Below are 24,085 nucleotides of genomic sequence, written 5' to 3'. Positions count from 1 at the left end.
CGCGCCTCTCCCTTAAGGTAGGGCGCGAATAGACAACCGGCCGGCCCAAGCTCATTTGGGACACGACCCAAGACGGACGCCTATGAACCCGAATTTTCTAGATTTCGAACAGCCGATCGCCGACCTGCAAGCCAAGATCGAAGAGTTGCGCTTGGTCGGTAATGACAATTCGCTGAATATCGGCGATGAGATCTCCCGCCTGCAGGACAAGAGCAAGACGCTCACCGAAGACATCTTCGGCAAGCTGACCAGCTGGCAGATCGCACGTCTGGCGCGTCACCCGAAACGTCCTTACACCCTGGACTACATCGAGCACATCTTCACCGAGTTCGACGAACTGCACGGTGATCGTCACTTCTCCGACGACGCGGCCATTGTGGGCGGCGTGGCACGTCTGGAAGACCAGCCAGTGATGGTGATCGGTCACCAGAAGGGCCGTGAAGTGCGTGAAAAGGTACGCCGCAACTTCGGCATGCCGCGTCCGGAAGGCTACCGCAAGGCCTGCCGCCTGATGGAAATGGCCGAGCGTTTCAAGATGCCGATCCTGACCTTTATCGACACCCCGGGCGCGTACCCTGGTATCGATGCTGAAGAGCGCAACCAGAGCGAAGCGATTGCCTGGAACCTGCGCGTCATGGCCCGCCTGAAAACCCCGATCATCGCCACCGTGATTGGTGAAGGTGGTTCCGGCGGTGCACTGGCGATCGGCGTGTGCGACCAGTTGAACATGCTGCAGTACTCGACCTACGCGGTGATCTCGCCGGAAGGCTGCGCTTCGATTCTATGGAAAACCGCAGAGAAGGCGCCGGATGCTGCTGAAGCGATGGGCATCACCGCCGAGCGTCTGAAAGGCCTGGGCATCGTCGACAAGGTGATCAGCGAGCCTCTGGGCGGCGCCCACCGTGATCCGGCCGCTGCCGCTGCCTCGATCCGCGCCGAGCTGAGCTCGCAACTCGCGATGCTGAAGAAGTTCGACAACGAAGCGCTGCTCAAGCGTCGTTATGATCGTCTGATGAGCTACGGTCTCTAAGTCGACCGCGCAATACCCGATGTGGGAGCGAGCCTGCTCGCGATGAGGGGTAGCATTCAACCATTGAGTTGGCTGTTGCACCGCTATCGCGAGCAGGCTCGCTCCCACATTTGATTTGTGCCAAGGGAAAGAAATGGATCAGTCGACGATTGATTTGCCTTCCAGGCTTCTGCGCAATCTCAAGCCCTGGCTCGGTGCTTCCCATTGGCGCATCGCCTTCTCCGGCGGCCTTGACTCCACCGTTCTGCTGCACCTCCTGGCCAATCTCGCCAAAACCGAATCCCTTCCGGCGCTAAGCGCCATTCATGTTCATCACGGCCTTCAGGCTGCGGCCGACGCATGGCCTGCGCATTGTCAGGCTGTTTGCGATGAACTGGCGGTGTCGTTGCAAGTGGTGCGTGTGCAGGTGCAGCCGGGGGCGAGTGTAGAGCGCGCGGCACGGGATGCGCGCTATGCGGCGTTCAGTGCGGCGACTCAGGCCAATGATGTGTTGCTGACCGGGCAGCATCGCGACGATCAGGCTGAAACGCTGTTGTTCCGTCTGCTGCGTGGCGCCGGCGTGCGTGGGTTGTCCGGAATGCCGGCCACGCGAGCGCTGGGGCAGGGCAGTCTGGTTCGGCCGTTGCTCGACGTCACACGTGCCGAGCTGGAAGCCTATGCGCAGGATCATGGTCTGCGTTGGATCGAGGACCCGTCGAATCAGGATCTGCAGTTCTCGCGCAACTATCTGCGCCATCAGGTCCTGCCGCTACTGACCGGCCGCTGGCCCCAGGCACACGCCAGCATGGCCCGCAGTGCGGCGCATCTGCGTGAGGCGCAGTGCTTGCTTGATGAACTGGCGCAAATCGACCTGGCTCAAGCGAGCTTGCCCGCTGAGTTCGAGTGGGCGGGATTGCCATCGTTGGAGTTTGCGGCCGTTGCGGGGTTGTCCGATGCCCGTCAGCGAAATGCACTCAGCCACTGGCTTGAACCTTTGACCCGACTGCCGGATACCGACCATTGGTCGGGTTGGGTCGATGTGCGTGACGCCGGCAACGATGCCTCGCCGATCTGGCGTCTGGCGGATGGCGAGCTGCACCGAAGTGCCGGCCGCTTGTGGTGGCTCAGCGGACAATGGTTGCGAACGCCGGTGGTCAGCGGCGACTGGCACGAGCCGTCGCTGGCGCTACGCTTGCCCGATAACGGACGTGTCATGTTCAGCGGTCAGACTCCCGCCGGGCCGCTGCACATCCGCTACCGGCAGGGCGGCGAGGTGATGGAACTGGCGGGTCGCGGCCATCGCGATCTCAAGCGCCTGCTCAATGAGCGCGCGGTGCCGGGCTTTGTGCGTGGCAGATTGCCGCTGCTGTTTCGCGGTGAAGAATTGCTCGCCGTGGCGAACCTGCCGGGGCTCGACGGCCATGCGCTGGAAGGCTGGCGATTGCATTGGCAGCCTTTGGACGAAGATCAAGGTTTGAGATGAAGGGGGCATTCCGGTAGACTACGCTCCCTTCTTGATACAACTTCTGTGGATTCGCCTGAATTGCAGGAGTTGCCGATTACCAAGCAGTCTTTGCTGGGCGATTCCAAAAAATGTGTAGCGAGCAACGTACCGGTGTTTTCACTTCCGGTCTGTCCCAACGCGGCGGTTTTTTTGAAAGGTGCACTGTGATTAATGCAGGTGATCGGGGGCTTCGGCCTTCCTTCGCTTTCCCCGGCGGCTCGGACCGCTTTAACGCAGACTTCTAGGGTTTTTCATGACGCGCTACATATTCGTCACGGGCGGTGTTGTTTCTTCTTTGGGGAAAGGCATTGCATCGGCTTCATTGGCGGCCATCCTGGAGGCGCGGGGGCTTAAGGTCACCATGCTGAAGCTGGATCCGTACATCAACGTCGACCCGGGCACCATGAGCCCGTTCCAGCACGGTGAAGTGTTCGTCACCCACGACGGCGCCGAGACCGACCTGGACCTGGGCCACTACGAGCGGTTCATCCGCACGACCATGACCCAGAACAACAACTTCACCACCGGCCGTGTCTACGAGCACGTGCTGCGCAAAGAGCGCCGTGGTGACTACCTGGGTGCAACCATCCAGGTGATTCCGCACATCACCGACGAAATCAAGCGTCGCATCATCAAGGGCGCTGGCGATGCCGACGTGGCGCTGGTGGAAATCGGCGGTACCGTTGGTGACATCGAATCGCAACCGTTCCTCGAAGCCATCCGCCAGCTGCGTGTGGAAGTCGGCTCCAAGCGCGCGATGCTGATGCACCTGACCCTGGTTCCGTACATCGCCACCGCTGGCGAGACCAAGACCAAGCCGACCCAGCACTCCGTGAAGGAACTGCGTTCGATCGGCCTGCAGCCAGACGTGCTGATCTGCCGCTCCGACCATCCGGTGGATGTGTCGTCGCGTCGCAAGATCGCGCTGTTCACCAACGTTGAAGAACGTGCGGTGATCTCCCTGGAAGACGTCGACACCATCTACAAGATCCCGGCCGTACTGCACGCCCAGGGTCTGGACGATTTCGTCGTCGAGCGTTTCGGCCTGCAATGCAATGGCGCCGACCTCTCCGAGTGGGAAAAGGTCGTCGATGCCAAACTGAATCCAGAGCACGAAGTCACCATCGCGATGGTCGGCAAGTACATGGAACTGCTGGACGCCTACAAGTCGCTGATCGAAGCGATGAGTCACGCCGGCATCACCAACCGCACCAAGGTCAACCTGCGCTACATCGATTCCGAAGACATCGAGAATCAGGGCACCGCGCTACTGGAAGGCGTCGACGCGATCCTCGTACCGGGCGGCTTCGGTCTGCGTGGCGTGGAAGGCAAGATCACCGCCGTTCAATACGCTCGCGAAAACAAGGTTCCGTACCTGGGTATCTGCCTGGGCATGCAAGTGGCGGTCATCGAGTTCGCCCGTAACGTGCTGGGCTGGAAAGACGCCAACTCCACCGAGTTCGATCGTGCCAGCGGCCATCCGGTTGTCGGTCTGATCACCGAGTGGGAAGACGCTACCGGTGCCGTTGAAGTGCGTACCGAAGCGTCCGATCTGGGTGGCACCATGCGTCTCGGCGCTCAGGAATGCCTGCTCGAAGCCGGCTCCAAGGTGCACGACTGCTACGGCAAGGATGTGATTGTCGAGCGTCACCGTCACCGTTACGAAGTGAACAACAACCTGCTCCCGCAAATCATCGAAGCCGGCCTGAAAATTTCCGGTCGCTCTTCCGATGCTGCGCTGGTTGAAGTGGTCGAAGCGCCGGATCATCCATGGTTCGTCGCTTGCCAGTTCCACCCAGAGTTCACCTCGACGCCACGCGATGGCCATCCGCTGTTCAGCGGCTTCGTCAAAGCGGCATTGGCTCAACACCAGAAGAAGGCGTAACCCCGATGGCACAGAAGATCATCCGCGTCGGCGACATCGAGATTGCCAACGACAAACCCATGGTGCTGTTCGGCGGCATGAACGTGCTGGAAAGTCGTGACATGGCCATGCAGGTTTGCGAAGAGTACGTGAAGGTCACCGAAAAACTCGGTATCCCTTACGTTTTCAAGGCCAGCTTCGACAAGGCCAACCGTTCTTCTGTGACCTCCTATCGCGGTCCTGGCCTGGAAGAAGGCATGCGCATCTTCCAGGACATCAAACAAGCCTTCGGCGTACCGATCATCACCGACGTCCACGAGCCTGACCAGGCCGCGGTCGTCGCCGAGGTCTGCGACATCATCCAGCTGCCGGCCTTCCTGTCGCGCCAGACCGATCTGGTCGTCGCGATGGCCAAGACCAATGCCGTCATCAACATCAAGAAAGCCCAGTTCCTCGCGCCTCAGGAAATGAAACACATCCTGAACAAGTGCGTGGAAGCGGGTAACGATCAGTTGATCCTCTGCGAGCGCGGTTCGAGCTTCGGCTACAACAACCTCGTGGTCGACATGCTCGGCTTCGGCATCATGAAGCAGTTCGAGTACCCGGTATTCTTCGACGTGACCCATTCGCTGCAAATGCCTGGCGGTCGTTCCGACTCTGCCGGCGGTCGCCGCGCCCAGGTCACCGACCTGGCCAAGGCTGGCATGAGCCAGTCGCTGGCGGGCCTGTTCCTCGAAGCGCACCCGGATCCGGACAACGCCAAATGCGACGGCCCTTGCGCCTTGCGTCTGGACAAACTGGAGCCATTCCTGGCCCAGCTCAAAGCCCTGGACGAACTGGTGAAGAGTTTTCCGACGGTAGAAACCGCGTAAACCTCAATTCTCCGGTAAAGTACCGCACGATTTGTCGCTCATGCCCTCGGGTATGAGCGTTGTCGTCTGCAAGCTGCCCGCTGCACACCACTTGCCGACGGTAAAAAGATTTCCTCTAGCTGCGTCGTTTTCGTCAACTTTGGAGTGTTTACAACAATGGCAAAAATCGTCGACATCAAAGGTCGTGAAGTTCTCGACTCCCGTGGCAATCCCACCGTGGAAGCGGACGTGCTTCTCGACAACGGCATCATCGGCAGCGCCTGCGCGCCGTCCGGTGCATCCACTGGCTCGCGTGAAGCGCTCGAGCTGCGTGATGGCGACAAGAGCCGTTACCTGGGCAAGGGCGTGCTCAAGGCGGTAGCCAACATCAATGGTCCGATTCGCGATCTGCTGCTGGGCACCGACCCAAGCGACCAGAAAGCGCTGGATCACGCGATGATCAAGCTCGACGGTACCGAAAACAAAGCGACCCTGGGCGCCAACGCCATCCTCGCCGTATCCCTGGCTGCGGCCAAGGCGGCTGCACAGGATCAGGACCTGCCGCTGTACGCACACATCGCCAACCTGAACGGCACCCCGGGTGTGTACTCGATGCCGGTTCCGATGATGAACATCATCAACGGTGGCGAACACGCCGACAACAACGTCGACATCCAGGAATTCATGGTTCAGCCGGTTGGCGCCAAGTCCTTCTCGGAAGGTCTGCGCATGGGCACCGAGATTTTCCATCACCTCAAAGCCGTGCTGAAGGCCCGTGGCCTGAGCACTGCCGTCGGTGACGAAGGCGGTTTCGCGCCGAACCTGGCTTCCAACGAAGACGCACTGAAAGTGATCTCCGAAGCAGTCGCCAACGCCGGTTACAAGCTGGGCACCGACGTGACCCTGGCTCTGGACTGCGCGGCCAGCGAATTCTTCGAAGACGGCAAGTACAACCTGTCCGGCGAAGGCCAGGTGTTCACCGCTGAAGGTTTCGCCGACTACCTCAAAGGTCTGACCGAGCGTTACCCGATCATCTCGATCGAAGACGGTCTGGACGAGTCCGACTGGGCTGGCTGGAAGATCCTCACCGACAAGATCGGCGAGAAGACCCAACTGGTCGGTGACGACCTGTTCGTGACCAACACCAAGATCCTGAAAGAAGGCATCGATAAAAAGATCGCCAACTCGATCCTGATCAAGTTCAACCAGATCGGCACCCTGACCGAAACCCTGGAAGCCATCCAGATGGCCAAGGCAGCCGGTTACACCGCCGTGATCTCGCACCGTTCGGGCGAAACCGAAGATTCGACCATTGCCGACCTGGCCGTGGGTACTTCGGCTGGCCAGATCAAGACCGGTTCGCTGTGCCGTTCCGACCGTGTTTCCAAGTACAACCAACTGCTGCGTATCGAAGAGCAGTTGAATGGCAAGGCCAAGTACAACGGTCGCTCCGAGTTCCGCGGCTAAGTTGTAAATGGTAAAAAGACACCGGATTGTGTCGGAAAAGTCGTGACAGCGATGGATTTGCCACTAATCTGATGCCTTATATGCACAAGCCTGGATATTCCAGGCTTCGTGCTATCAGATGCTTCAAAGTTTTGGCGTGGCTGTCTTTTTTCACTGGATACCTGATATTCGATGCGCAGTCCTTACTGGTTGTTTCTCGTTTTGCTCTTGCTGCTGGCCGGTCTGCAGTACCGCCTGTGGGTGGGCAATGGCAGTCTGGCGCAAGTCGCCGAACTGAATCAGCAGATTGCTGATCAACACGCCGAGAACGAAGCCTTGTTGGAGCGCAACCGGGTGATGGACGCTGAAGTCAGCGAGTTGAAGAAGGGCATGGAGACCGTTGAAGAGCGGGCTCGTCACGAACTGGGCATGGTCAAGGACGGCGAAACCCTTTACCAGTTGGCCCAATGATCGATTCCCTGCCGGCCTTCTGGGCCGTGATTCCTGCCGCGGGCGTCGGTGCCCGAATGGCCGCGGACCGTCCCAAGCAATACCTGCAACTGGGCGGGCGCACAATTCTCGAACACAGCCTCGGCTGTTTCCTCGATCACCCGAGCCTCAAGGGCCTGGTGGTCAGTCTTGCCGTTGATGATCCTTATTGGCCGAACCTGGCCAGCGCCAGCGATCCGCGAATACAACGGGTTGACGGTGGTGCCGAACGTTCCGGCTCGGTGCTTAACGCCTTGCTGCATCTGCATGCCCAAGGTGCCGATGATGACGATTGGGTGCTGGTGCACGATGCGGCACGACCGAACCTGAGCCGTGATGATCTCGACAAATTGCTTACTGAACTGGCGAACGATCCGGTCGGTGGCCTGTTGGCCGTACCGGCGAAGGACACCCTGAAGCGGGTCGACAAACACGGTCGTGTGGTGGAAACCGTGGATCGCAGCGTGATCTGGCAGGCCTACACGCCGCAGATGTTCCGCCTCGGTGCCTTGCACCGCGCACTGGCGGACAGTCTGGTGGCTGATGCTGTGATCACCGATGAAGCCTCGGCGATGGAGTGGGCCGGCATGGCGCCGCGCCTGATCGAAGGTCGTGCGGACAACCTGAAAGTCACCCGCCCCGAAGACCTCGAATGGTTGCGCCAGCGCTGGGCCAATCGTCGTTAAATCCGGTACTCCGGCCGTTCGGCCAAACCTTCCTTGAGAAAATCCACCAGTTTGCGCACCTTCGGCGACAAGTGCCGCTGCTGCGGATACAGCGCCCACACCGCCGTATTCGGCGGTTGATGCGCCTCCAGCAAAGAAATCAACGCACCGCTGTGCAGGTGCTCCAGCACGTAATAGTCCGGCAACTGACACAGCCCGACGCCTTGCAGTGCGGCATCCAGCACCGCTTGCCCACTGTTGCAGCGCCAGTTTCCTTGTACTCGCTGGGAAAATTCCCGCCCGTTTTGTTCAAGCTGCCAGATGTCCGAGCTGCCGATCAGGCAATTGTGCCGACCCAGTTCCGACAAGCTGTGTGGGCGCCCGTATCGTTCCAGGTAGGACGGCGACGCACACAGATACATGCGCCGCGGTGCCAGGCGAGTCGCTACGAGCCGTGAATCCTGAAGCCGACCAAGACGGATCGCCAGGTCCAGGCCTTCATGCACCAGATCGAGTTGGCGGTTGGTCAGTTCAATGTCGATGCGCAGTTGCGGGTAGTGCCCCATGAACCGCGTCACCAGCGGCACGATGAAGCGCTCGCCATAGGCCACGGCGCAGGTCATGCGCAGCATGCCTTTGGGTTCGCTGGTCAGGTCGCCGACCGCACGCAACGCTTCTTCGCGACCGTCCTGCAGGCGCTGGCAATGTTGCAGAAAGGTCTGGCCGGCCTCGGTCAGCGTGACGCGTCGGGTACTGCGATACAGCAGTCGCGTCTGCAAACGCTCTTCCAGTCGTACGATTTGTCGACTGATGTGCGAGGAAGAAACGCCGAGGCGTTCGGCAGCCGCGGTGAACTGGCTGCATTCGGCAACAGCGACGAACTCGTCGATACCTTCCCAGCGGTTTTCGGACATGGGGATTATCCCTATATGGCAATAATGTTTTGCTTTTGTCCGGATTATTCATCAAACAGCGCTGGGCTACACTCACCGTCTGGTTTTTTATTCAATGGATTCACTGGAGAGTCAGCATGATCAAGTCGCGCGCCGCCGTTGCCTTCGAGGCCAAGAAGCCGCTGGAAATCGTAGAAGTCGATGTCGCCATGCCCAAGGCCGGTGAAGTGTTGCTGCGCGTGGTGGCTTCCGGGGTGTGCCACACTGACGCCTACACACTGTCCGGTGCAGACCCGGAAGGTATTTTCCCGTCGATCCTCGGCCACGAAGGTGGTGCAATCGTTGAAGCAATCGGCGAAGGCGTGACCTCCGTGGCCGTCGGCGACCACGTCATTCCGCTGTACACCCCGGAATGCGGTCAGTGCAAATTCTGTAAGTCGGGCAAGACCAACCTGTGTCAGGCGATCCGCGCCACCCAGGGCAAGGGCCTGATGCCGGACGGCACTTCGCGTTTTTCCTACAAGGGCCAAACGATTTTCCACTACATGGGGACCTCGACATTCTCCGAGTACACCGTGCTGCCGGAAATCTCCGTGGCCAAGATCTCCAAGGACGCGCCGCTGGAAAAGGTCTGCCTGCTCGGTTGCGGCGTGACTACCGGTATCGGCGCGGTGATCAACACCGCCAAGGTCAAACCGGGTGACACCGTGGCCATTTTCGGCCTCGGCGGCATTGGCCTGTCGGCGGTGATTGGTGCGGTAAAGGCCAAGGCCTCGCGCATCATCGCCATTGACATCAACCCGGCCAAGTTCGAAATCGCCAAGCAACTGGGTGCCACCGACTGCGTGAACCCGAAAGATTTCGATCGTCCGATCCAGGAAGTGATCGTCGACATGACCGATGGCGGCGTCGACTTCTCCTTCGAATGCATCGGCAACGTGCAGCTGATGCGCGCAGCCCTCGAGTGCTGCCACAAGGGCTGGGGTGAGTCGGTGATCATCGGTGTTGCCGGCGCCGGCCAGGAGATCGCCACCCGTCCGTTCCAACTGGTGACCGGTCGCGTCTGGCGCGGTTCGGCGTTCGGTGGCGTGCGTGGTCGTACCGAGCTGCCAAGCTATGTCGACATGGCGCAAAGCGGCGAAATCCCGCTGGATACCTTTATCACCCACACCATGGGCCTGGAAGACATCAACAAGGCCTTCGATCTGATGCATGAAGGCAAGAGCATCCGTACCGTCATTCATTTCTGATCAATCCCGATGCCATGGCCGCCACCGCGCGGCCGTGGTTGCGTAGGAGTCCTACATGAGTCTGGAAAACATCTCCTGTCAGAAAAGTTTCGGCGGTTGGCACAAGCGCTATCGCCATCGCTCCGAAGTGCTGGGCTGCGACATGGTGTTCGCCGTGTACCTGCCGCCGCAGGCAGAGCAGGGCGGCAAGCTGCCGGTGCTGTACTGGCTGTCGGGCCTGACCTGCACGGACGAGAACTTCATGCAGAAGGCCGGTGCCATGCGCATGGCGGCTGAACTGGGGCTGATCATCGTTGCACCTGACACCAGTCCGCGCGGCCCGGATGTACCGGGTGATCCCGACGGGGCCTGGGATTTCGGTCTCGGTGCCGGGTTTTATCTGAATGCCACGCAGGAACCCTGGTCGCGGCACTATCGGATGCATGACTACGTTGTGCAGGAATTGCCTTCACTGGTTGAAGCGCATTTCCCGGCGTCGGACAAACGCAGTATCAGCGGCCACTCGATGGGCGGTCACGGTGCGCTGGTCTGTGCGTTGCGCAATCCGGGGCGTTATCAGTCGGTGTCGGCGTTTTCGCCGATCAACAATCCAATGGATTGTCCGTGGGGCCAGAAAGCGTTCTCCCGCTATCTGGGCGAAGACCGTTCGAAGTGGCGCGAGTGGGATGCCTGTGCACTGATCGCCGAAGCGGACGAGAAACTGCCACTGCTGGTCGATCAGGGTGATCGCGACGACTTCCTCGCCACCCAACTAAAACCCGAAGCCCTGCAACAAGCGGCAAAACAAGCGGGTCATCCGTTGACGTTGCGTCTGCAACCGGGCTACGACCACAGCTATTTCTTCATCGCGAGCTTCATTGACGACCACTTGCAGCATCACGCACGCGCTCTGGGGGGTGTTCTCAGTTAGTTTCCACTCCGCGCCGGGTCTGCTGTTTTGCAGGGCAAGGCGCGAGAAGCGTGGTTTGGTTGTTCCAAATAAGCTTCGAGCAACGCAGCCCTGCAAAACAGCAGGCCCGGCCCTTCGGGTTGTGCCTTAAAGCGTGCCATGCTGCGTTGCATGCCTTGGGAAGGGAACAACCATTCCCAGCGGCCTGCGCCTTGCCTGGCACGCTTTAAGGCGACAACGCGGAGGGGAAACTAATTGAGAACACCCCCCGGGTTAATGCAGGTAGAATCACGCCCTGACAAAATTCGGGGCGTTTTTTTATGCGTATTGGCCACGGCTATGATGTGCACCGTTTCGCTGAAGGCGATTTCATTACTCTGGGCGGCGTGCGAATCGCACACGGCTTCGGGCTGCTCGCTCACTCCGACGGTGACGTCCTGCTGCACGCCTTGAGCGATGCCTTGCTCGGCGCGGCTGCGCTGGGTGATATCGGCAAGCATTTCCCGGACACCGACCCGCAATTCAAGGGCGCTGACAGCCGTGTGCTGCTGCGTCATGTGGTCAGTCTGATCCACGCCAAGGGCTGGAAGGTCGGCAATGTCGACAACACCATCGTTGCCCAGTCCCCGAAAATGGCCCCCCATATCGAATCGATGCGCGCGCTGATTGCCGCGGATCTGCAAGTAGAGCTGGATCAAGTGAACGTGAAAGCCACCACCACCGAGAAGCTCGGCTTCGTCGGTCGCGAAGAAGGCATCGCCGTGCATTCCGTTGCCTTGTTGCTGCGCGCATGAACGAACTGCAACTGCTCGGCCCGCGGGCCTATGGTGACGCCCTCGGCACCGCGGTACTGAAAGCTATCGCCGAAGATTTTCAGGTCGATGAAGTGCTCGACATTCCGTTCAGCGGAGACGGAGAGCATTTGTGGATCTGGGTGGAAAAACGCGGCCTGAACACCGAAGAGGCAGCGCGCCGTATAGCCAAGGCTGCCGGCGTGCCGCTGCGCACAGTTAGTTATGCCGGTCTGAAAGACCGTCAGGCGCTGACCCGCCAGTGGTTCAGCGTGCAATTGCCGGGCAAGGCCGATCCGGATCTGTCGGCGGCGGAAAACGACACGCTGAAAATCCTCAAGACCACCCGCCACAAGCGCAAGCTGCAACGTGGCGCGCATTCGGCCAACGGTTTCACGTTGCGCCTGACCCAGTTCAAAGGCGACAAGGCTGCCATCGATGAGCGCCTGCAACTGATCGCCAAACAAGGTATTCCGAATTACTTCGGCGCCCAGCGTTTTGGCCATGACGGTGGCAACGTGGTCGATGCCCGTTCGTGGGCTGCGCGCAAGGCGCTGCCGGAGCAGCGCAATGTGCGTTCGCGACTGCTGTCGACCGCGCGCAGTTTTCTGTTCAATCAGGTGCTCGCAGCACGGGTCGCCGATGGCACCTGGCAGCGTGCCCAGGTCGGCGATCTGCTGGCGTTCACCGATAGCCGCAGCTTTTTCCCGGCCGGGGAAGCCGAATGCAGTGATCCGCGTCTGGCGATTCTCGACCTGCACCCGACCGGTCCGCAGTGGGGCGAAGGTGACTCGCCGGCGGCCGGGGTTGTCCATGATCTGGAGCAGGGGATTGCCGCACGCGAGGCGGATCTGCGCGATTGGTTGATTAATGCCGGTATGAGCCACGAACGTCGCATCCTGCGGCTGCCCATTGGCGGGTTGACGTGGCATTATCCCGAGCCTGACATTCTGCAACTGGAATTCGTCCTCCCGGCCGGATGCTTCGCCACCGTATTGGTGCGCGAACTCGTTGATCTGGTGCCGGTGGGGCAGACGGACAGCCCATGCGTATTCTGATTTCTAACGACGATGGGGTGACTGCGCCCGGTCTTGCCGCGCTTTATGCTGCGCTGGCGGATTACACCGAGTGCGTGGTTATCGCCCCGGAACAGGACAAGAGTGGTGCCAGCAGTTCGCTGACACTCGACCGTCCATTGCACCCGCAATACCTGGCCAACGGCTTTATCAGCCTCAATGGCACGCCGACCGACTGCGTTCATCTGGGCCTCAACGGTTTGCTTGAACGCGAGCCGGACATGGTGGTGTCGGGGATCAACCTGGGCGCCAACCTGGGTGATGACGTGCTGTATTCCGGGACGGTGGCAGCCGCCCTCGAGGGCCGCTTTCTTGAGCGCCCGTCGTTTGCCTTCTCGCTGGCTTCGCGGCAGGTCGACAACTTGCCTACGGCCGCCTACTTTGCGCGCAAACTGGTCGAAGCCCATTCCGGGCTCGACCTGCCACCGCGCACGGTGCTGAACGTGAACATTCCCAATCTGCCGATCGATCACATTCGCGGCATTCAATTGACCCGTCTCGGCCATCGCGCCCGTGCGGCGGCACCGATGAAGGTCGTGGATCCGCGCGGCAAGGCCGGTTACTGGATCGCTGCTGCAGGTGATGCGGAAGACGGCGGGCCGGGCACCGATTTCCACGCGGTGATGCAGGGTTACGTATCCATCACTCCGTTGCAGCTCGATCGCACCTTCAATGATGCCTTCAGAAGTCTCGACGGCTGGCTGGAGGGGCTCAATTAATGGCTCGTGAACAAGACGACAGGCTGCGCAGCGGCATCGGGATGACGTCCCAGCGAACCCGTGAGCGCCTGATCCAGCGTCTGTATGAAGAGGGCGTTTCCAACGCCAGCGTGCTGGAAGTGATCCGTCGCACCCCGCGGCACCTGTTCGTCGATGAAGCGCTGGCGCACCGGGCCTATGAGGACACCGCGCTGCCGATCGGCAACAACCAGACCATTTCCCAGCCTTATATGGTGGCGCGCATGAGCGAGCTGCTGCTGGAGGCCGGGCCGCTGGATAAAGTGCTGGAGATCGGCACTGGTTCCGGTTACCAGACAGCGGTGCTATCGCAACTGGTCGAGCGGGTGTTCTCGGTGGAGCGCATCAAGGTGCTGCAGGATCGGGCCAAGGAACGCCTGGTCGAGCTCAACCTGCGCAATGTGGTGTTTCGCTGGGGCGATGGCTGGGAAGGCTGGCCGGCGCTGGCGCCGTACAACGGCATTATCGTTACCGCCGTGGCCACCGATGTGCCTCAGGCTTTGCTTGATCAACTGGCACCGGGCGGGCGGATGGTGATCCCGGTCGGTTCGGGCGAAGTGCAGCAATTGATGCTGATCGTGCGTGAAGAAAACGGCTTCTCCCGACACGTTCTGGGGGCGGTGCGTTTCGTGCCATTGCTTAATGGCCCGCTGGCCTGAGCATTTGTTCGAAGCCGCTGAATTCCTTTCGCGCGTGCCTGTCTTACAGCGGCAGCGAGTGTTTAAACAGGACGGATCGTCTACAAGCAAACGTGTGCGCCGAGCGATAGCGCTTCTATAAAGGTAAAGCCGGTTGCGCCCGTTATACTTGCGAAGTTTCATGCCGGAATCGGTATTCCACATTTTTCAGCCACCACAAAGGGAGCGGCGGGTGAGTCTCACAGTCATTGCGCAGCGTATGGGTAACACGAGCTTTCAGCGCCTGGTGACTGGCCTTGTCTTGAGCACCTTGCTGGTCGGTTGCTCCAGCACAAAATCGAGCAACGTTCGGGTCGTCGATCGCAACAATACGGTGGCCCAGCGTCCGGTCGTGACGACCGGGCAGTATGTAGTCCGTCCGGGCGATACCCTGTTTTCCATCGCTTTTCGCTACGGCTGGGACTACAAAGCCCTCGCCGCCCGGAACAATATTCCTACGCCATACACGATACATCCGGGTCAGACGATTCGCTTCGACGGACGTACCGGTTCAACGTCGACTGCGGTCGTCAGCAACTCCGGTTCCTCAGCGTCTTCGTCCAGCAAAACCACGGTTATCCGGCGCCAGGCAAATGGCACGACCACCACCACAACCACGGGTTCCGGTGCGGCTTCGACGACGGTTGTACCGTCCGTCGCCAACAAGCCAACACCCGCTCCACTGCCTCCAGCGGGCCCGGCCCCGACCGGCTGGGGATGGCCATCTAATGGCATTCTCATTGGAAAATTCTCTTCAAACGGTAGTTTGAATAAAGGAATTGATATCGCCGGAGATTTGGGACAGCCTGTTTTAGCTGCGTCTGATGGGACGGTGGTATACGCCGGGAGTGGCTTAAGGGGCTACGGCGAATTGGTCATCATCAAACACAGCGAAACCTACGTCAGTGCTTACGGACACAACCGTCGGCTGTTGGTACGGGAGGGGCAGCAGGTCAAGGTCGGACAGACAATTGCCGAAATGGGGTCAACGGGTACAGACCGGGTGAAACTGCATTTTGAGATTCGCCGACAAGGTAAACCTGTAGATCCGCTGCAGTTCCTGCCAAGACGTTGATTTGCAGACCAGCCTGTTCCGTCACGTAGAGGGGACAGGCTCCAGCGTTGCCAAGGATAAAGGCGTCGCTTGAGCTTGGGGTCGAACTCACCAAAGGACTATAACAATGGCTCTCAGTAAAGAAGTGCCGGAGTTTGACATCGACGATGAGGTTCTCCTGATGGAGACCGGCATCGATTCGGATTCGATGTCGAATGATGAAGGGGCTGCTCCACCTTCCGTTCGTGCCAAATCCAAACACTCCGCTTCACTTAAACAACATAAGTACATCGATTACACTCGGGCACTCGATGCCACGCAGCTGTACCTCAACGAAATCGGCTTTTCCCCTCTGCTCTCCCCGGAAGAAGAAGTTCATTTTGCGCGCTTGTCGCAAAGTGGCGATCCTGCCGGGCGCAAGCGCATGATCGAAAGTAACCTGCGGCTGGTGGTCAAAATCGCCCGGCGTTACGTCAATCGGGGGCTGTCGCTGCTGGATCTGATCGAAGAGGGCAACCTCGGACTGATCCGCGCGGTGGAAAAGTTCGATCCCGAGCGCGGCTTCCGCTTCTCGACCTACGCGACCTGGTGGATCCGTCAGACCATCGAACGCGCGATCATGAACCAGACCCGGACCATCCGGTTGCCGATTCATGTGGTCAAGGAACTCAACGTGTACCTGCGGGCTGCACGGGAGCTGACGCAAAAGCTCGACCACGAACCTTCACCCGAAGAAATCGCCAACCTGCTGGAAAAACCGGTGGGCGAGGTCAAGCGCATGCTGGGCCTGAACGAGCGGGTTTCTTCGGTCGACGTCTCGCTGGGTCCGGATTCGGATAAAACCCTGCTGGACACTCTGACGGATGACCGTCCGACCGATCCGTGCGAACTGCTGCAGGATGACGACCTGTCGCAGAGCATCGATCAGTGGCTCTCGGAGCTGACTGACAAGCAACGCGAAGTGGTAGTACGTCGCTTCGGCCTGCGCGGTCACGAGAGCAGCACGCTGGAAGATGTAGGTCTGGAGATCGGCCTGACCCGGGAACGGGTGAGACAGATCCAGGTGGAGGGCCTCAAGCGCCTTCGGGAAATCCTCGAGAAAAACGGTCTGTCGAGCGAGTCGCTGTTCCAGTAAGCGTTCTGCATGCCAACCAATAAAAAGCCCCGACCCGTTCGGGGCTTTTTGTTGCCCGGCTCTGGAGTACGGCCTGGGATCTGACGACCGGTCGTCATTTCCTGGTTTTGTAGTCTCGCGGTGTAAGCCCTGGCTTACTCTTTCGTAAGTGTTCGTTATTTTTACACTGCGGAAGACATCCATTGGTCTGTTGAGTCATTTATAAGATTTTGATTTATATGGATATTTTTAATTATTAAATGCTTATGACACGAGGTTTTACTGGATCCGACCGGTTGCCCGTATCGGGGAACTCTTTAGTATCTGGGTTGTGTCGACGGATAGACACGCCCTTCAAGGAAGAGGGGAATGGACATCGCAGGACGCGATTCATCAGGACGATGAAAAGGAACACAGGGAATAGGGAAAAAATGTGGGCGGGTCAAACCGCCCCTTTTTTTGCCTGAAGAAAAGCCAAACCCGCAAAAACAAAAAGGCCCGCGAGGGGCCTTTTCATTCGAACGCGGGACAGATCAGCGTTCGAGGTCTTTGATCTTGCCTTTGACGCCATCCCACTCTTCGGCATCCGGCAGCGATTCTTTCTTCTCGGTGATGTTCGGCCAGATTTCGGCCAGCTCGACGTTCAGCTGAATGAATTCCTGCATTTCTTCCGGAACTTCGTCCTCGGAGAAAATGGCCACGGCCGGGCATTCCGGTTCGCACAGGGCGCAGTCGATGCACTCGTCCGGGTGAATCACCAGGAAGTTCGGGCCTTCGTAAAAGCAGTCCACCGGACAGACTTCTACGCAGTCGGTGTACTTGCACTTGATGCAGTTGTCGGTGACGACGAAGGTCATTTCTAATTTTCTCCTCAGGCGGCGGCAGCGTTGCCCCTTCACGGTTGGGGTCGCCAGGTTCGGGAGCGATGTCTGCCAGCCAGGCTATTAGCCAGCAGCATCCCAAACCGCGCGAGATTCTAACAGCTTGAAGCCGTTTGCGTTATATCCGGTTCGTCGGTGCTTAGATCCGGTTCTTTAGTGCATAGAGCATTTCGAGTGCACGACGCGGTGTGACGTCATCCAGATCCAGTTTGGCCAATTCATCCAGCACCGGATGCGGGAGGCTGGCAAACATGTCGCTCTGCTGCGGTGTCGCCGGTTTGCCCTTGGCGGCCGGTTTTGGCGCCTCATGCGGCAGCGCGGTATCTTCCAGGCGGCTCAGGTGCTCACGAGCACGCACAATCACTTCGCTTGGCACACCGGCCAGCTGCGCAACCGCAAGGCCATAACTCTGGCTTGCCGGCCCCGGCAACACGTGGTGCAGGAACACGATGCGTTCGTTGTGCTCGGTGGCGTTGAGGTGCACGTTGGCCACCAGCGGTTCGGCTTCCGGCAGTACGGTCAGTTCGAAATAGTGCGTCGCAAACAGAGTATAGGCCCGCAATTGCGCCAGACGCTCCGCCGCCGCCCACGCCAGGGACAGACCGTCAAAGGTGCTGGTGCCGCGACCGACTTCGTCCATCAGCACCAGGCTGCGCTCGGTGGCATTGTGCAGGATGTTCGCGGTTTCGCTCATTTCCACCATGAAGGTCGAACGCCCGCCGGCGAGGTCGTCGCTGGAACCGATCCGGGTGAAAATCCGGTCCACCAGCGACAGTTCGCAACTGGCCGCCGGCACGAAGCTGCCGATGTGCGCCAGCAGCACAATCAGTGCAGTCTGGCGCATATAGGTGGATTTACCGCCCATGTTCGGGCCGGTGATCACCAGCATGCGAGTGTTGTCGTCCAGGCTCAGATCGTTGGCCACGAACGGCGTGGTCAGCACTTGCTCGACCACCGGATGACGGCCCTGGGAGATGCGCATGCACGGCTCGCTGACGAACGTCGGGCAATTCAGGTCGAGATTCAGCGCACGTTCGGCGAGGTTGCTCAGTACGTCCAGTTCGGCCAGCGCGCCAGCGGTGTCCTGCAACGGCGGCAACTGGCTGATCAGGTCTTCCAGCAACGCCTCGTAGAGCATCTTCTCGCGGGCCAGGGCACGGCTTTTGGCCGACAGTGCCTTGTCTTCAAACTCTTTCAGCTCCGGGGTGATAAAGCGCTCGGCACCTTTGAGGGTCTGGCGGCGGATGTAATCTGCCGGCGCCGATTCAGCCTGTTTGCTCGGCAACTCGATGAAGTAACCGTGGATACGGTTGTAGCCGACTTTCAGGTTGGCGAGGCCTGTGCGGGCCTTTTCCCGGGCTTCCAGATCGATCAGGAACTGACCGGCGTTCTCGCTCAGCGATTGCAGCTCGTCGAGTTCGCTGTCGTAACCGGTTTTCAGCACGCCGCCGTCGCGGATCACCGCCGGCGGGTTGTCGATGATGGCTTTTTCCAGCAGCGCCGCCAGTTCCGGGTAAGTGCTGGTGGTGGCCGCCAGGCGTTGCAGGTGCGGCGCTTCCAGGTCAGCCATTGCCACTTGCAGTTGAGGCAACGCGCCGAGTGCATCACGCAGGCGGGCGAGGTCGCGAGGGCGGGCATTGCGCAGGCCGATCCGCGCCAGAATCCGCTCGATGTCGCCGATTTCCTTGAGCTGCGGCTGCAGGTTTTCAAAGCGATAGCGGTCGAGCAGGCAAGTGATCGAGGTCTGACGAGCAAGCAACACGGTCAGGTCGCGCAGCGGACGGTTGAGCCAGCGAGTCAGCAAACGGCTGCCCATGGCGGTCTGGCAACGGTCGACCACCGATTGCAGGGTGTTGTCGCGGCCACCCGCCAGGTTGGTGTCGAGTTCCAGGTTGCGGCGGCTGGCGCCGTCCAGCACCACGGTGTCGTCCAGCCGTTCATGACGCAGGCTGCGCAGATGGGGCAGGGCGGTGCGCTGGGTTTCCTTGGCATACGCCAGCAGGCAACCGGCGGCGCCGATGGCCAGGGTCAGGGTTTCGCAGCCGAAGCCTTTGAGGTCTTGGGTGGAGAATTGCTGACAGAGACTTTTCAGCGCCGAGTCGCGCTCGAAATCCCACGGTGCACGGCGACGTACCCCACGGCGTTTTTCGGCCGGCAAATCCTTTGGCCAGTCATCCGGGATCAACAGCTCAACCGGATTGACCCGCTCCAGCTCTGCCAGCAGGTTTTCCCAGCCCTTGATCTCCAGTACGGTGAAGTTGCCGCTGGTGATGTCCAGCACAGCCAGGCCGAACAGGCGCTCATCGCCCAGCACCGCCGCGATCAGGTTATCGCGACGCTCATCCAGCAACGCCTCGTCGCTGACCGTACCGGGGGTGATGATCCGCACCACTTGGCGTTCCACCGGCCCCTTGCTGGTGGCCGGATCACCGACCTGCTCGCAGATCACCACCGACTCGCCGAGCTTGACCAGCTTCGCCAGATAACCTTCCGCCGCGTGATACGGAATCCCGCACATCGGAATCGCCTGACCCGCCGACTGCCCGCGCGCGGTCAGGGTGATGTCCAGCAACTTGGCCGCCTTCTTCGCGTCTTCGTAGAAGATCTCGTAGAAGTCGCCCATGCGGTAGAACATCAGCTGGTCCGGGTGCTGATTCTTCAGGCGCCAGTACTGCTGCATCATCGGAGTGTGGGAGGACAGGTCGGAGACGGCTTTATTCATCGGATTGTCAGGCAACTCGTTCAAAGGTGTGGGGCAAAAGCGCGGCAGTGGCCGGGCTTTTCCGCGATGGGCGCAAGGTTACCATGGGCGGTCTGTCGGACGCAGGCATCGCGGCCGGGTGACAGCTATGTGGCGCAAAAGCTCGAGCATGCACGATTTATGCAAATCAGCATTTGTCTTCGCGAAAAACTTCAAGCACTATGCGCGTTATGCAAAAACGCAACGTATCTACCGTCTTAAGAGCACTGCTCGACCAGCACGGGATCTCCCCCACGGAGCTCCACCGTCGCACCGGCGTGCCTCAATCCACGCTCTCGCGGATTCTCAGCGGGAAGATCGTCGATCCTTCGGATAAACACATCTCGAAGATCGCCGAGTACTTTGCCGTGAGCACCGATCAGTTGCGCGGGCGCGCGGATGTTGCGCCCGCCGCCAACGGCGGACGCGACGAGTTACATTCCGAACTCAAGGACATAAGCCTGTGGGACGACGACACGCCAGTCGATGACGACGAGGTGTCGGTGCCCTTTCTTCGCGAGGTTGAATTGGCTGCTGGATCAGGAAGATTCGTCATCGAAGAGAGCGAACGCTCCAGCCTGCGCTTCGGCAAGCGCAGCCTGCGCCATAACGGTGTGCAGTTCGATCAGGCCAAATGCGTGACAGTGCGGGGCAACAGCATGTTGCCGGTGCTGCGCGACGGCGCCACGGTCGGGGTCAATGCCGGCAAATGCGGGATCGGCGACATCATTGATGGCGACCTTTATGCGATCAACCACAACGGTCAACTTCGGGTGAAGCAGCTCTATCGCCTGCCTACCGGTATCCGTCTGCGCAGCTTCAACCGCGATGAACACCCGGATGAGGACTACAGCTTTCAGGACATGCAGGAAGAGCAGATCGTCATCCTCGGTCACGTCTTCTGGTGGGGCATGTACGCCCGGTAACCGGATTCCTCGCTGACAAAACCCGCCTCGGCGGGTTTTTTTTCGCCTGTAGAAAACCGGCTAACCCTTGAATCGCGGGGCTTTCATGCATTCGCGCATTTCTTGTGCATAAATAAATGCATTTACGCATTGACTGTATATGCATCCATGCATATTCTTGCCACCAAGCCGCTCGACAAAGCGGCTGGCAACAACAGCTCTTTAGTTCCACAAGAACAGGCAGCGATGAACCGGCCTCAACGGTTCAGAGGGTTGGCAACTGACCCGGGTGTGCAGCGTAAAGCACCAGAAGCAGTTATCCGGCGGGCAGGGACCGCGGTCGGAAAAACAATTTGAATGGACTCGTACCGCGCCAGTAGCGCCGAAAAGTCAGCTCCTTCTCGTACACAGGATTGAAGGAAGGCGAAGGAGCGCATTACTGAAAAGCCCGGCGAGTTGCCGGGCTTTTTGGAATGCCTGCCCGATGCAGACAGATAAACCCAAGCCGCGATACAGGCGATCAAATAAGGATGTCAGCAATGAGTTTGAAAAAATATGCACGCGTAGTGAATGGCAAGGTCGACAACATTTTCGAAACGGTCAATCCGATCACCGAAGAGTTTCCCGGCGATCAGGTGTGGGTCGACGTTACCGCTATAGCTGGCCAGGTTGACTACGGCCACAACGCGATCAACACCGACGGTGTCTGGTCTTTCGCCCCCGAGTTTCCTTGGGGCCAATCGGCGTTGAGTGAACAACTGCGCAATGAAAAAACGCGTCGGTTCGACAACGTAATCACCCGTGTTGCCTCCGCCGGGCTGCAATACAAAGTTGATCTGGGCATTGCTACTACTGCGGAGCAACTGTACCTGAGCGCGTTCAAGGAGTACTGCGTGGCCTTCACTCAGGTCAATAAGCAGCCGGACTTTCCGGTGACCATCGTTTGGCCAGAGTTGCCGTAGGTCGCCAGAGATCAGTACTGAAAAGCCCGGCCATTTGCCGGGCTTTTTGGAATGCCCGCCTGGCGCACCCATCGCGCCATGGATCGTCAGGTTTGCACAGAACAATGCAGTGCCTGAACTTTATAAGGAGATGAAAATGAATCGTTATGTCTACGTTGGCAGTGCCTATCCCACCGGCTTTGCGATGGTTATCCAGATTCTGGATACGGAGGAGGGCCTGCCGACTGCGCCGATCGAGGGAGTATCGGGCGTATGGGTTGATGCGACAGGCAATACGACAGTTCAAGTCGGCTGGAAGGCTTTTCAGTCCTGGCAACCTAATGGCACTGTCATATTTGTTTTTGTTGAGCTGACCGACGAAGACCACCTCGCGCTCGCACGTGCCCGTCTTCGCAAGGAAATGGATGACGCCGTCGAATGGCTGAATTTCCACCCTCTGCATTACAAGCACGATCTGGGTATTGCCACGTCTGAAGAAGAGGCGAAGTTGCTCGCTTACAAACAGTACTTCGTTGCTCTTGGCGAGGTGAACAGTCAACCGGGCTACCCAGCCTCGATCAACTGGCCAGTGATCCCCTTCTGATTCCGTCATGAGCGGCAGTGCAAAACTGAGCGTGCATTACTGAAAAGCCCGGCCAATGCGCCGGGCTTTTTGGAATGCCTGCCTCAAGAGAAAACGATTGAAACCAACACACACACACCACTCATCAATCACCCACGGAGGCGTGACATGACAAACGAGCAACAAGCGTTGGCGGACATGCCGATCTGGCTGGTCATCCTCCTGGCCGTCGTGGGCGGGGTGTCCGGCGAAATGTGGCGTGCCGACAAGGAGGGCGCTCGCGGCTGGTCACTGTTGCGGCGCCTGGCCTTGCGCTCCGGCGCCTGCATGATCTGCGGTGTCTCGGCGATCATGCTGCTGTATGCCGCCGGGCTGTCGATCTGGGCCGCTGGGGCATTTGGTTGTCTCACCGCAATGGCCGGTGCCGACGTGGCCATCGGTCTTTACGAACGCTGGGCCGCCAAGCGCATCGGCGTCTGCGAAGTTCCGCCGCGCGATCCGCAATAACCCCTCACTTTCCTGTCTCGCTGCACGCCGTGCGGCGGGACTTCGCGTGGACATCAGAAAAAGGAGGTCAAGCATGCCCGCACCGATCCAGCAGCCTTCGCAACTGTTCATGGCGATGGCGACAGCCTTGCGCAACAGCTCCGAGCTGAACGTGCAGGTCGGCAGTCACGATGACTTCACGGCCCCCGGCGACAAGGCCTGGGTGCTGATCGACATCGAGCGAAATGCACCGGGAGAGCGCGCCGCCAATGGGCGCATCGCCCATGTGCTGACGCTGTCGTTGCAAGTCATTCCGGCGCTGTCCGCCACGGCGTTTGCCGCCTGTGACCTGATCGCCGCCCTGAAGAATCTGGTCACCGACAACCGCTGGGGCCTGTCCGGCGATCAATGCGATCTGCCGATGAACATCGATGGATTGCCGTCATTGCTCATCCGCGCCGACCAGCCGAACAAAGCCTGGACATTGTCTTTCAACCAGACCCTCTACTTGGGCCCGACCCTGCTGGACGACCCGCTCGGTACACCGAAATTCGCCCGCACCTGGGAAGTCAGCGACATCGACGATCCCGACCAATACACCACGCTGGAGGCCTGACCGATGTTCGACGCGTTACTGCGAATGCAGCTGGGCCCGATCATCGAACGCCTGGCCGAGATGGAAGCGGAAATCGAAGACCTGCACCGGCGTGCCGAAAGTTATTGCCGCATCGGCATCTGTCAGGAAGTCGATGCCGCCAGTAACACCTGCAGAGTCAGCCATGGCGGATTGCTGACACCGGCCATCAAGTTCTTCAACCCGAGTGCCGGCGCGCAGAGCGAGTCACGGATCCCGACGGTGGGTGAGCAGTGTCTGCTGTTCAACTACGGCAGCGGCGAAAGCGGCGCGCAGAGCGTGGCGTTGTTCGGCCTCAACAGTGACCGTTTTCCACCGACCTCGACGGTGCCGACGTTGACTCGTCGCGTCCATCAGGACGGCAGCGAAAGCGGCTACGACGACGCCACGCACACGCTGCATTGGCAAAACGGCCCGGCCGCCTTCAACGGTTCTCGCGAGTCGCTTGAGCTGAGCATCGGGCCGGCACGGCTGGCGATGACCCCGCAAGCGATCAACCTGCAACTGGGCGCGGTCGGGCTGACCATCGACGCCTCGGGCGTGCACTTCAGCGGCCCGTTGGTGGATCACCAGGGCCGCGTCATCAGCCCCTGAATCAAGAGCTTC

24 protein-coding genes are annotated in these 24,085 nt (G+C 59.6%); 21 read left to right on the top strand and 3 right to left on the bottom strand.

Features of this window, described 5'->3' with window-relative positions:
• The first annotated feature begins 82 nt into the window (after window positions 1–82).
• The 7 genes from CAF80_RS03405 to ispD all read left to right on the top strand — a co-directional run bounded on the left by CAF80_RS03405 (window position 83) and on the right by ispD (window position 7,849).
• Entirely contained in the window at window positions 83–1,030 is a 948-nt protein-coding gene (locus CAF80_RS03405; RefSeq protein ID WP_011332694.1) for an acetyl-CoA carboxylase carboxyltransferase subunit alpha, read from the top strand.
• Window positions 1,031–1,163: 133 nt separating this feature from the next.
• The gene (gene tilS / locus CAF80_RS03400; RefSeq protein ID WP_074691305.1) at window positions 1,164–2,492 is read left to right on the top strand and encodes a tRNA lysidine(34) synthetase TilS; all 1,329 of its coding nucleotides are present in this window, start codon (window positions 1,164–1,166) and stop codon (window positions 2,490–2,492) included.
• 274 nt (window positions 2,493–2,766) lie between these two features.
• Complete coding sequence (locus CAF80_RS03395; protein ID WP_011332696.1) at window positions 2,767–4,398, top strand: CTP synthase; 1,632 nt, start codon at window positions 2,767–2,769, stop codon at window positions 4,396–4,398.
• 5 nt (window positions 4,399–4,403) lie between these two features.
• Window positions 4,404–5,249: a 3-deoxy-8-phosphooctulonate synthase gene (kdsA, locus tag CAF80_RS03390; RefSeq protein WP_007954807.1), complete on the top strand. Its 846-nt coding sequence runs from the start codon at window positions 4,404–4,406 to the stop codon at window positions 5,247–5,249.
• A 156-nt stretch (window positions 5,250–5,405) separates the two neighbouring features.
• On the top strand, window positions 5,406–6,695 hold the full coding sequence (eno, locus tag CAF80_RS03385) for a phosphopyruvate hydratase (RefSeq protein WP_007954808.1): 1,290 nt from the start codon (window positions 5,406–5,408) through the stop codon (window positions 6,693–6,695).
• Window positions 6,696–6,866: 171 nt separating this feature from the next.
• Window positions 6,867–7,145 (top strand): cell division protein FtsB, encoded by a 279-nt coding sequence (ftsB, locus tag CAF80_RS03380; protein WP_003222158.1) that lies wholly within the window; start codon window positions 6,867–6,869, stop codon window positions 7,143–7,145.
• Window positions 7,142–7,849, top strand: coding sequence for a 2-C-methyl-D-erythritol 4-phosphate cytidylyltransferase (ispD, locus tag CAF80_RS03375; RefSeq protein WP_085666847.1), 708 nt, complete (start codon window positions 7,142–7,144; stop codon window positions 7,847–7,849). The genes ftsB and ispD overlap by 4 nt, the downstream gene beginning before the upstream one ends.
• Here ispD and CAF80_RS03370 read toward each other — a convergent pair.
• On the bottom strand, window positions 7,846–8,742 hold the full coding sequence (locus tag CAF80_RS03370) for a LysR substrate-binding domain-containing protein (protein ID WP_007954817.1): 897 nt from the start codon (window positions 8,740–8,742) through the stop codon (window positions 7,846–7,848). The two genes, ispD and CAF80_RS03370, sit on opposite strands and share 4 nt — an antisense overlap.
• Window positions 8,743–8,858: 116 nt before the next feature.
• Between CAF80_RS03370 and CAF80_RS03365 the strand changes: the two genes are divergently transcribed.
• From CAF80_RS03365 to rpoS, 8 genes are all read left to right on the top strand, one after another.
• Window positions 8,859–9,971, top strand: coding sequence for an S-(hydroxymethyl)glutathione dehydrogenase/class III alcohol dehydrogenase (locus CAF80_RS03365; protein WP_007954819.1), 1,113 nt, complete (start codon window positions 8,859–8,861; stop codon window positions 9,969–9,971).
• A gap of 55 nt (window positions 9,972–10,026) precedes the next feature.
• Window positions 10,027–10,881, top strand: a complete 855-nt coding sequence (gene fghA / locus CAF80_RS03360) for an S-formylglutathione hydrolase (protein ID WP_039769689.1) — start codon at window positions 10,027–10,029, stop codon at window positions 10,879–10,881.
• Between the two features lie 299 nt (window positions 10,882–11,180).
• Entirely contained in the window at window positions 11,181–11,654 is a 474-nt protein-coding gene (gene ispF / locus CAF80_RS03355; RefSeq protein ID WP_074691309.1) for a 2-C-methyl-D-erythritol 2,4-cyclodiphosphate synthase, read from the top strand.
• On the top strand, window positions 11,651–12,709 hold the full coding sequence (gene truD / locus CAF80_RS03350; protein WP_039769690.1) for a tRNA pseudouridine(13) synthase TruD: 1,059 nt from the start codon (window positions 11,651–11,653) through the stop codon (window positions 12,707–12,709). The genes ispF and truD overlap by 4 nt, the downstream gene beginning before the upstream one ends.
• Window positions 12,697–13,446, top strand: a complete 750-nt coding sequence (gene surE, locus CAF80_RS03345) for a 5'/3'-nucleotidase SurE (RefSeq protein WP_039769691.1) — start codon at window positions 12,697–12,699, stop codon at window positions 13,444–13,446. Before truD ends, surE begins: the two co-directional genes overlap by 13 nt.
• Before the next feature lie 41 nt (window positions 13,447–13,487).
• Window positions 13,488–14,123, top strand: a complete 636-nt coding sequence (locus tag CAF80_RS03340) for a protein-L-isoaspartate(D-aspartate) O-methyltransferase (RefSeq protein WP_170844894.1) — start codon at window positions 13,488–13,490, stop codon at window positions 14,121–14,123.
• Window positions 14,124–14,334: 211 nt separating this feature from the next.
• Window positions 14,335–15,216, top strand: a complete 882-nt coding sequence (locus CAF80_RS03335) for a peptidoglycan DD-metalloendopeptidase family protein (protein WP_039769692.1) — start codon at window positions 14,335–14,337, stop codon at window positions 15,214–15,216.
• A 106-nt stretch (window positions 15,217–15,322) separates the two neighbouring features.
• A complete protein-coding gene (gene rpoS, locus CAF80_RS03330) occupies window positions 15,323–16,330 on the top strand; it encodes an RNA polymerase sigma factor RpoS (protein ID WP_007954831.1) in 1,008 nt (335 codons plus the stop codon).
• Window positions 16,331–16,842: 512 nt separating this feature from the next.
• Here the strand turns inward: rpoS and fdxA are convergent.
• Complete coding sequence (fdxA, locus tag CAF80_RS03320; RefSeq protein ID WP_007908827.1) at window positions 16,843–17,166, bottom strand: ferredoxin FdxA; 324 nt, start codon at window positions 17,164–17,166, stop codon at window positions 16,843–16,845.
• A 163-nt stretch (window positions 17,167–17,329) separates the two neighbouring features.
• A complete protein-coding gene (gene mutS, locus CAF80_RS03315) occupies window positions 17,330–19,912 on the bottom strand; it encodes a DNA mismatch repair protein MutS (protein WP_085666845.1) in 2,583 nt (860 codons plus the stop codon).
• A gap of 209 nt (window positions 19,913–20,121) precedes the next feature.
• Between mutS and CAF80_RS03310 the strand changes: the two genes are divergently transcribed.
• The 6 genes from CAF80_RS03310 (at window position 20,122) to CAF80_RS03285 (ending at window position 24,073) form a co-directional block, all read left to right on the top strand.
• Window positions 20,122–20,856, top strand: a complete 735-nt coding sequence (locus tag CAF80_RS03310) for an XRE family transcriptional regulator (protein ID WP_085666844.1) — start codon at window positions 20,122–20,124, stop codon at window positions 20,854–20,856.
• Between the two features lie 518 nt (window positions 20,857–21,374).
• Window positions 21,375–21,797, top strand: a complete 423-nt coding sequence (locus CAF80_RS03305; RefSeq protein ID WP_235375918.1) for a tail fiber assembly protein — start codon at window positions 21,375–21,377, stop codon at window positions 21,795–21,797.
• Between the two features lie 136 nt (window positions 21,798–21,933).
• A complete protein-coding gene (locus CAF80_RS03300; RefSeq protein WP_052266599.1) occupies window positions 21,934–22,380 on the top strand; it encodes a tail fiber assembly protein in 447 nt (148 codons plus the stop codon).
• 147 nt (window positions 22,381–22,527) lie between these two features.
• A complete protein-coding gene (locus CAF80_RS03295) occupies window positions 22,528–22,866 on the top strand; it encodes a phage holin family protein (RefSeq protein ID WP_039771226.1) in 339 nt (112 codons plus the stop codon).
• 73 nt (window positions 22,867–22,939) lie between these two features.
• On the top strand, window positions 22,940–23,461 hold the full coding sequence (locus tag CAF80_RS03290; RefSeq protein ID WP_039771228.1) for a hypothetical protein: 522 nt from the start codon (window positions 22,940–22,942) through the stop codon (window positions 23,459–23,461).
• A gap of 3 nt (window positions 23,462–23,464) precedes the next feature.
• Window positions 23,465–24,073, top strand: coding sequence for a phage baseplate assembly protein V (locus tag CAF80_RS03285; RefSeq protein WP_039771230.1), 609 nt, complete (start codon window positions 23,465–23,467; stop codon window positions 24,071–24,073).
• Window positions 24,074–24,085: the final 12 nt, after the last annotated feature.

Source organism: Pseudomonas sp. B34(2017) (assembly GCF_002112915.1).
In the GTDB taxonomy this organism is placed as follows: domain Bacteria; phylum Pseudomonadota; class Gammaproteobacteria; order Pseudomonadales; family Pseudomonadaceae; genus Aquipseudomonas; species Aquipseudomonas pharyngis.
Note: the sequence above shows the minus strand (reverse complement) of the source record. Positions and strands in the feature narration are given on the sequence as shown.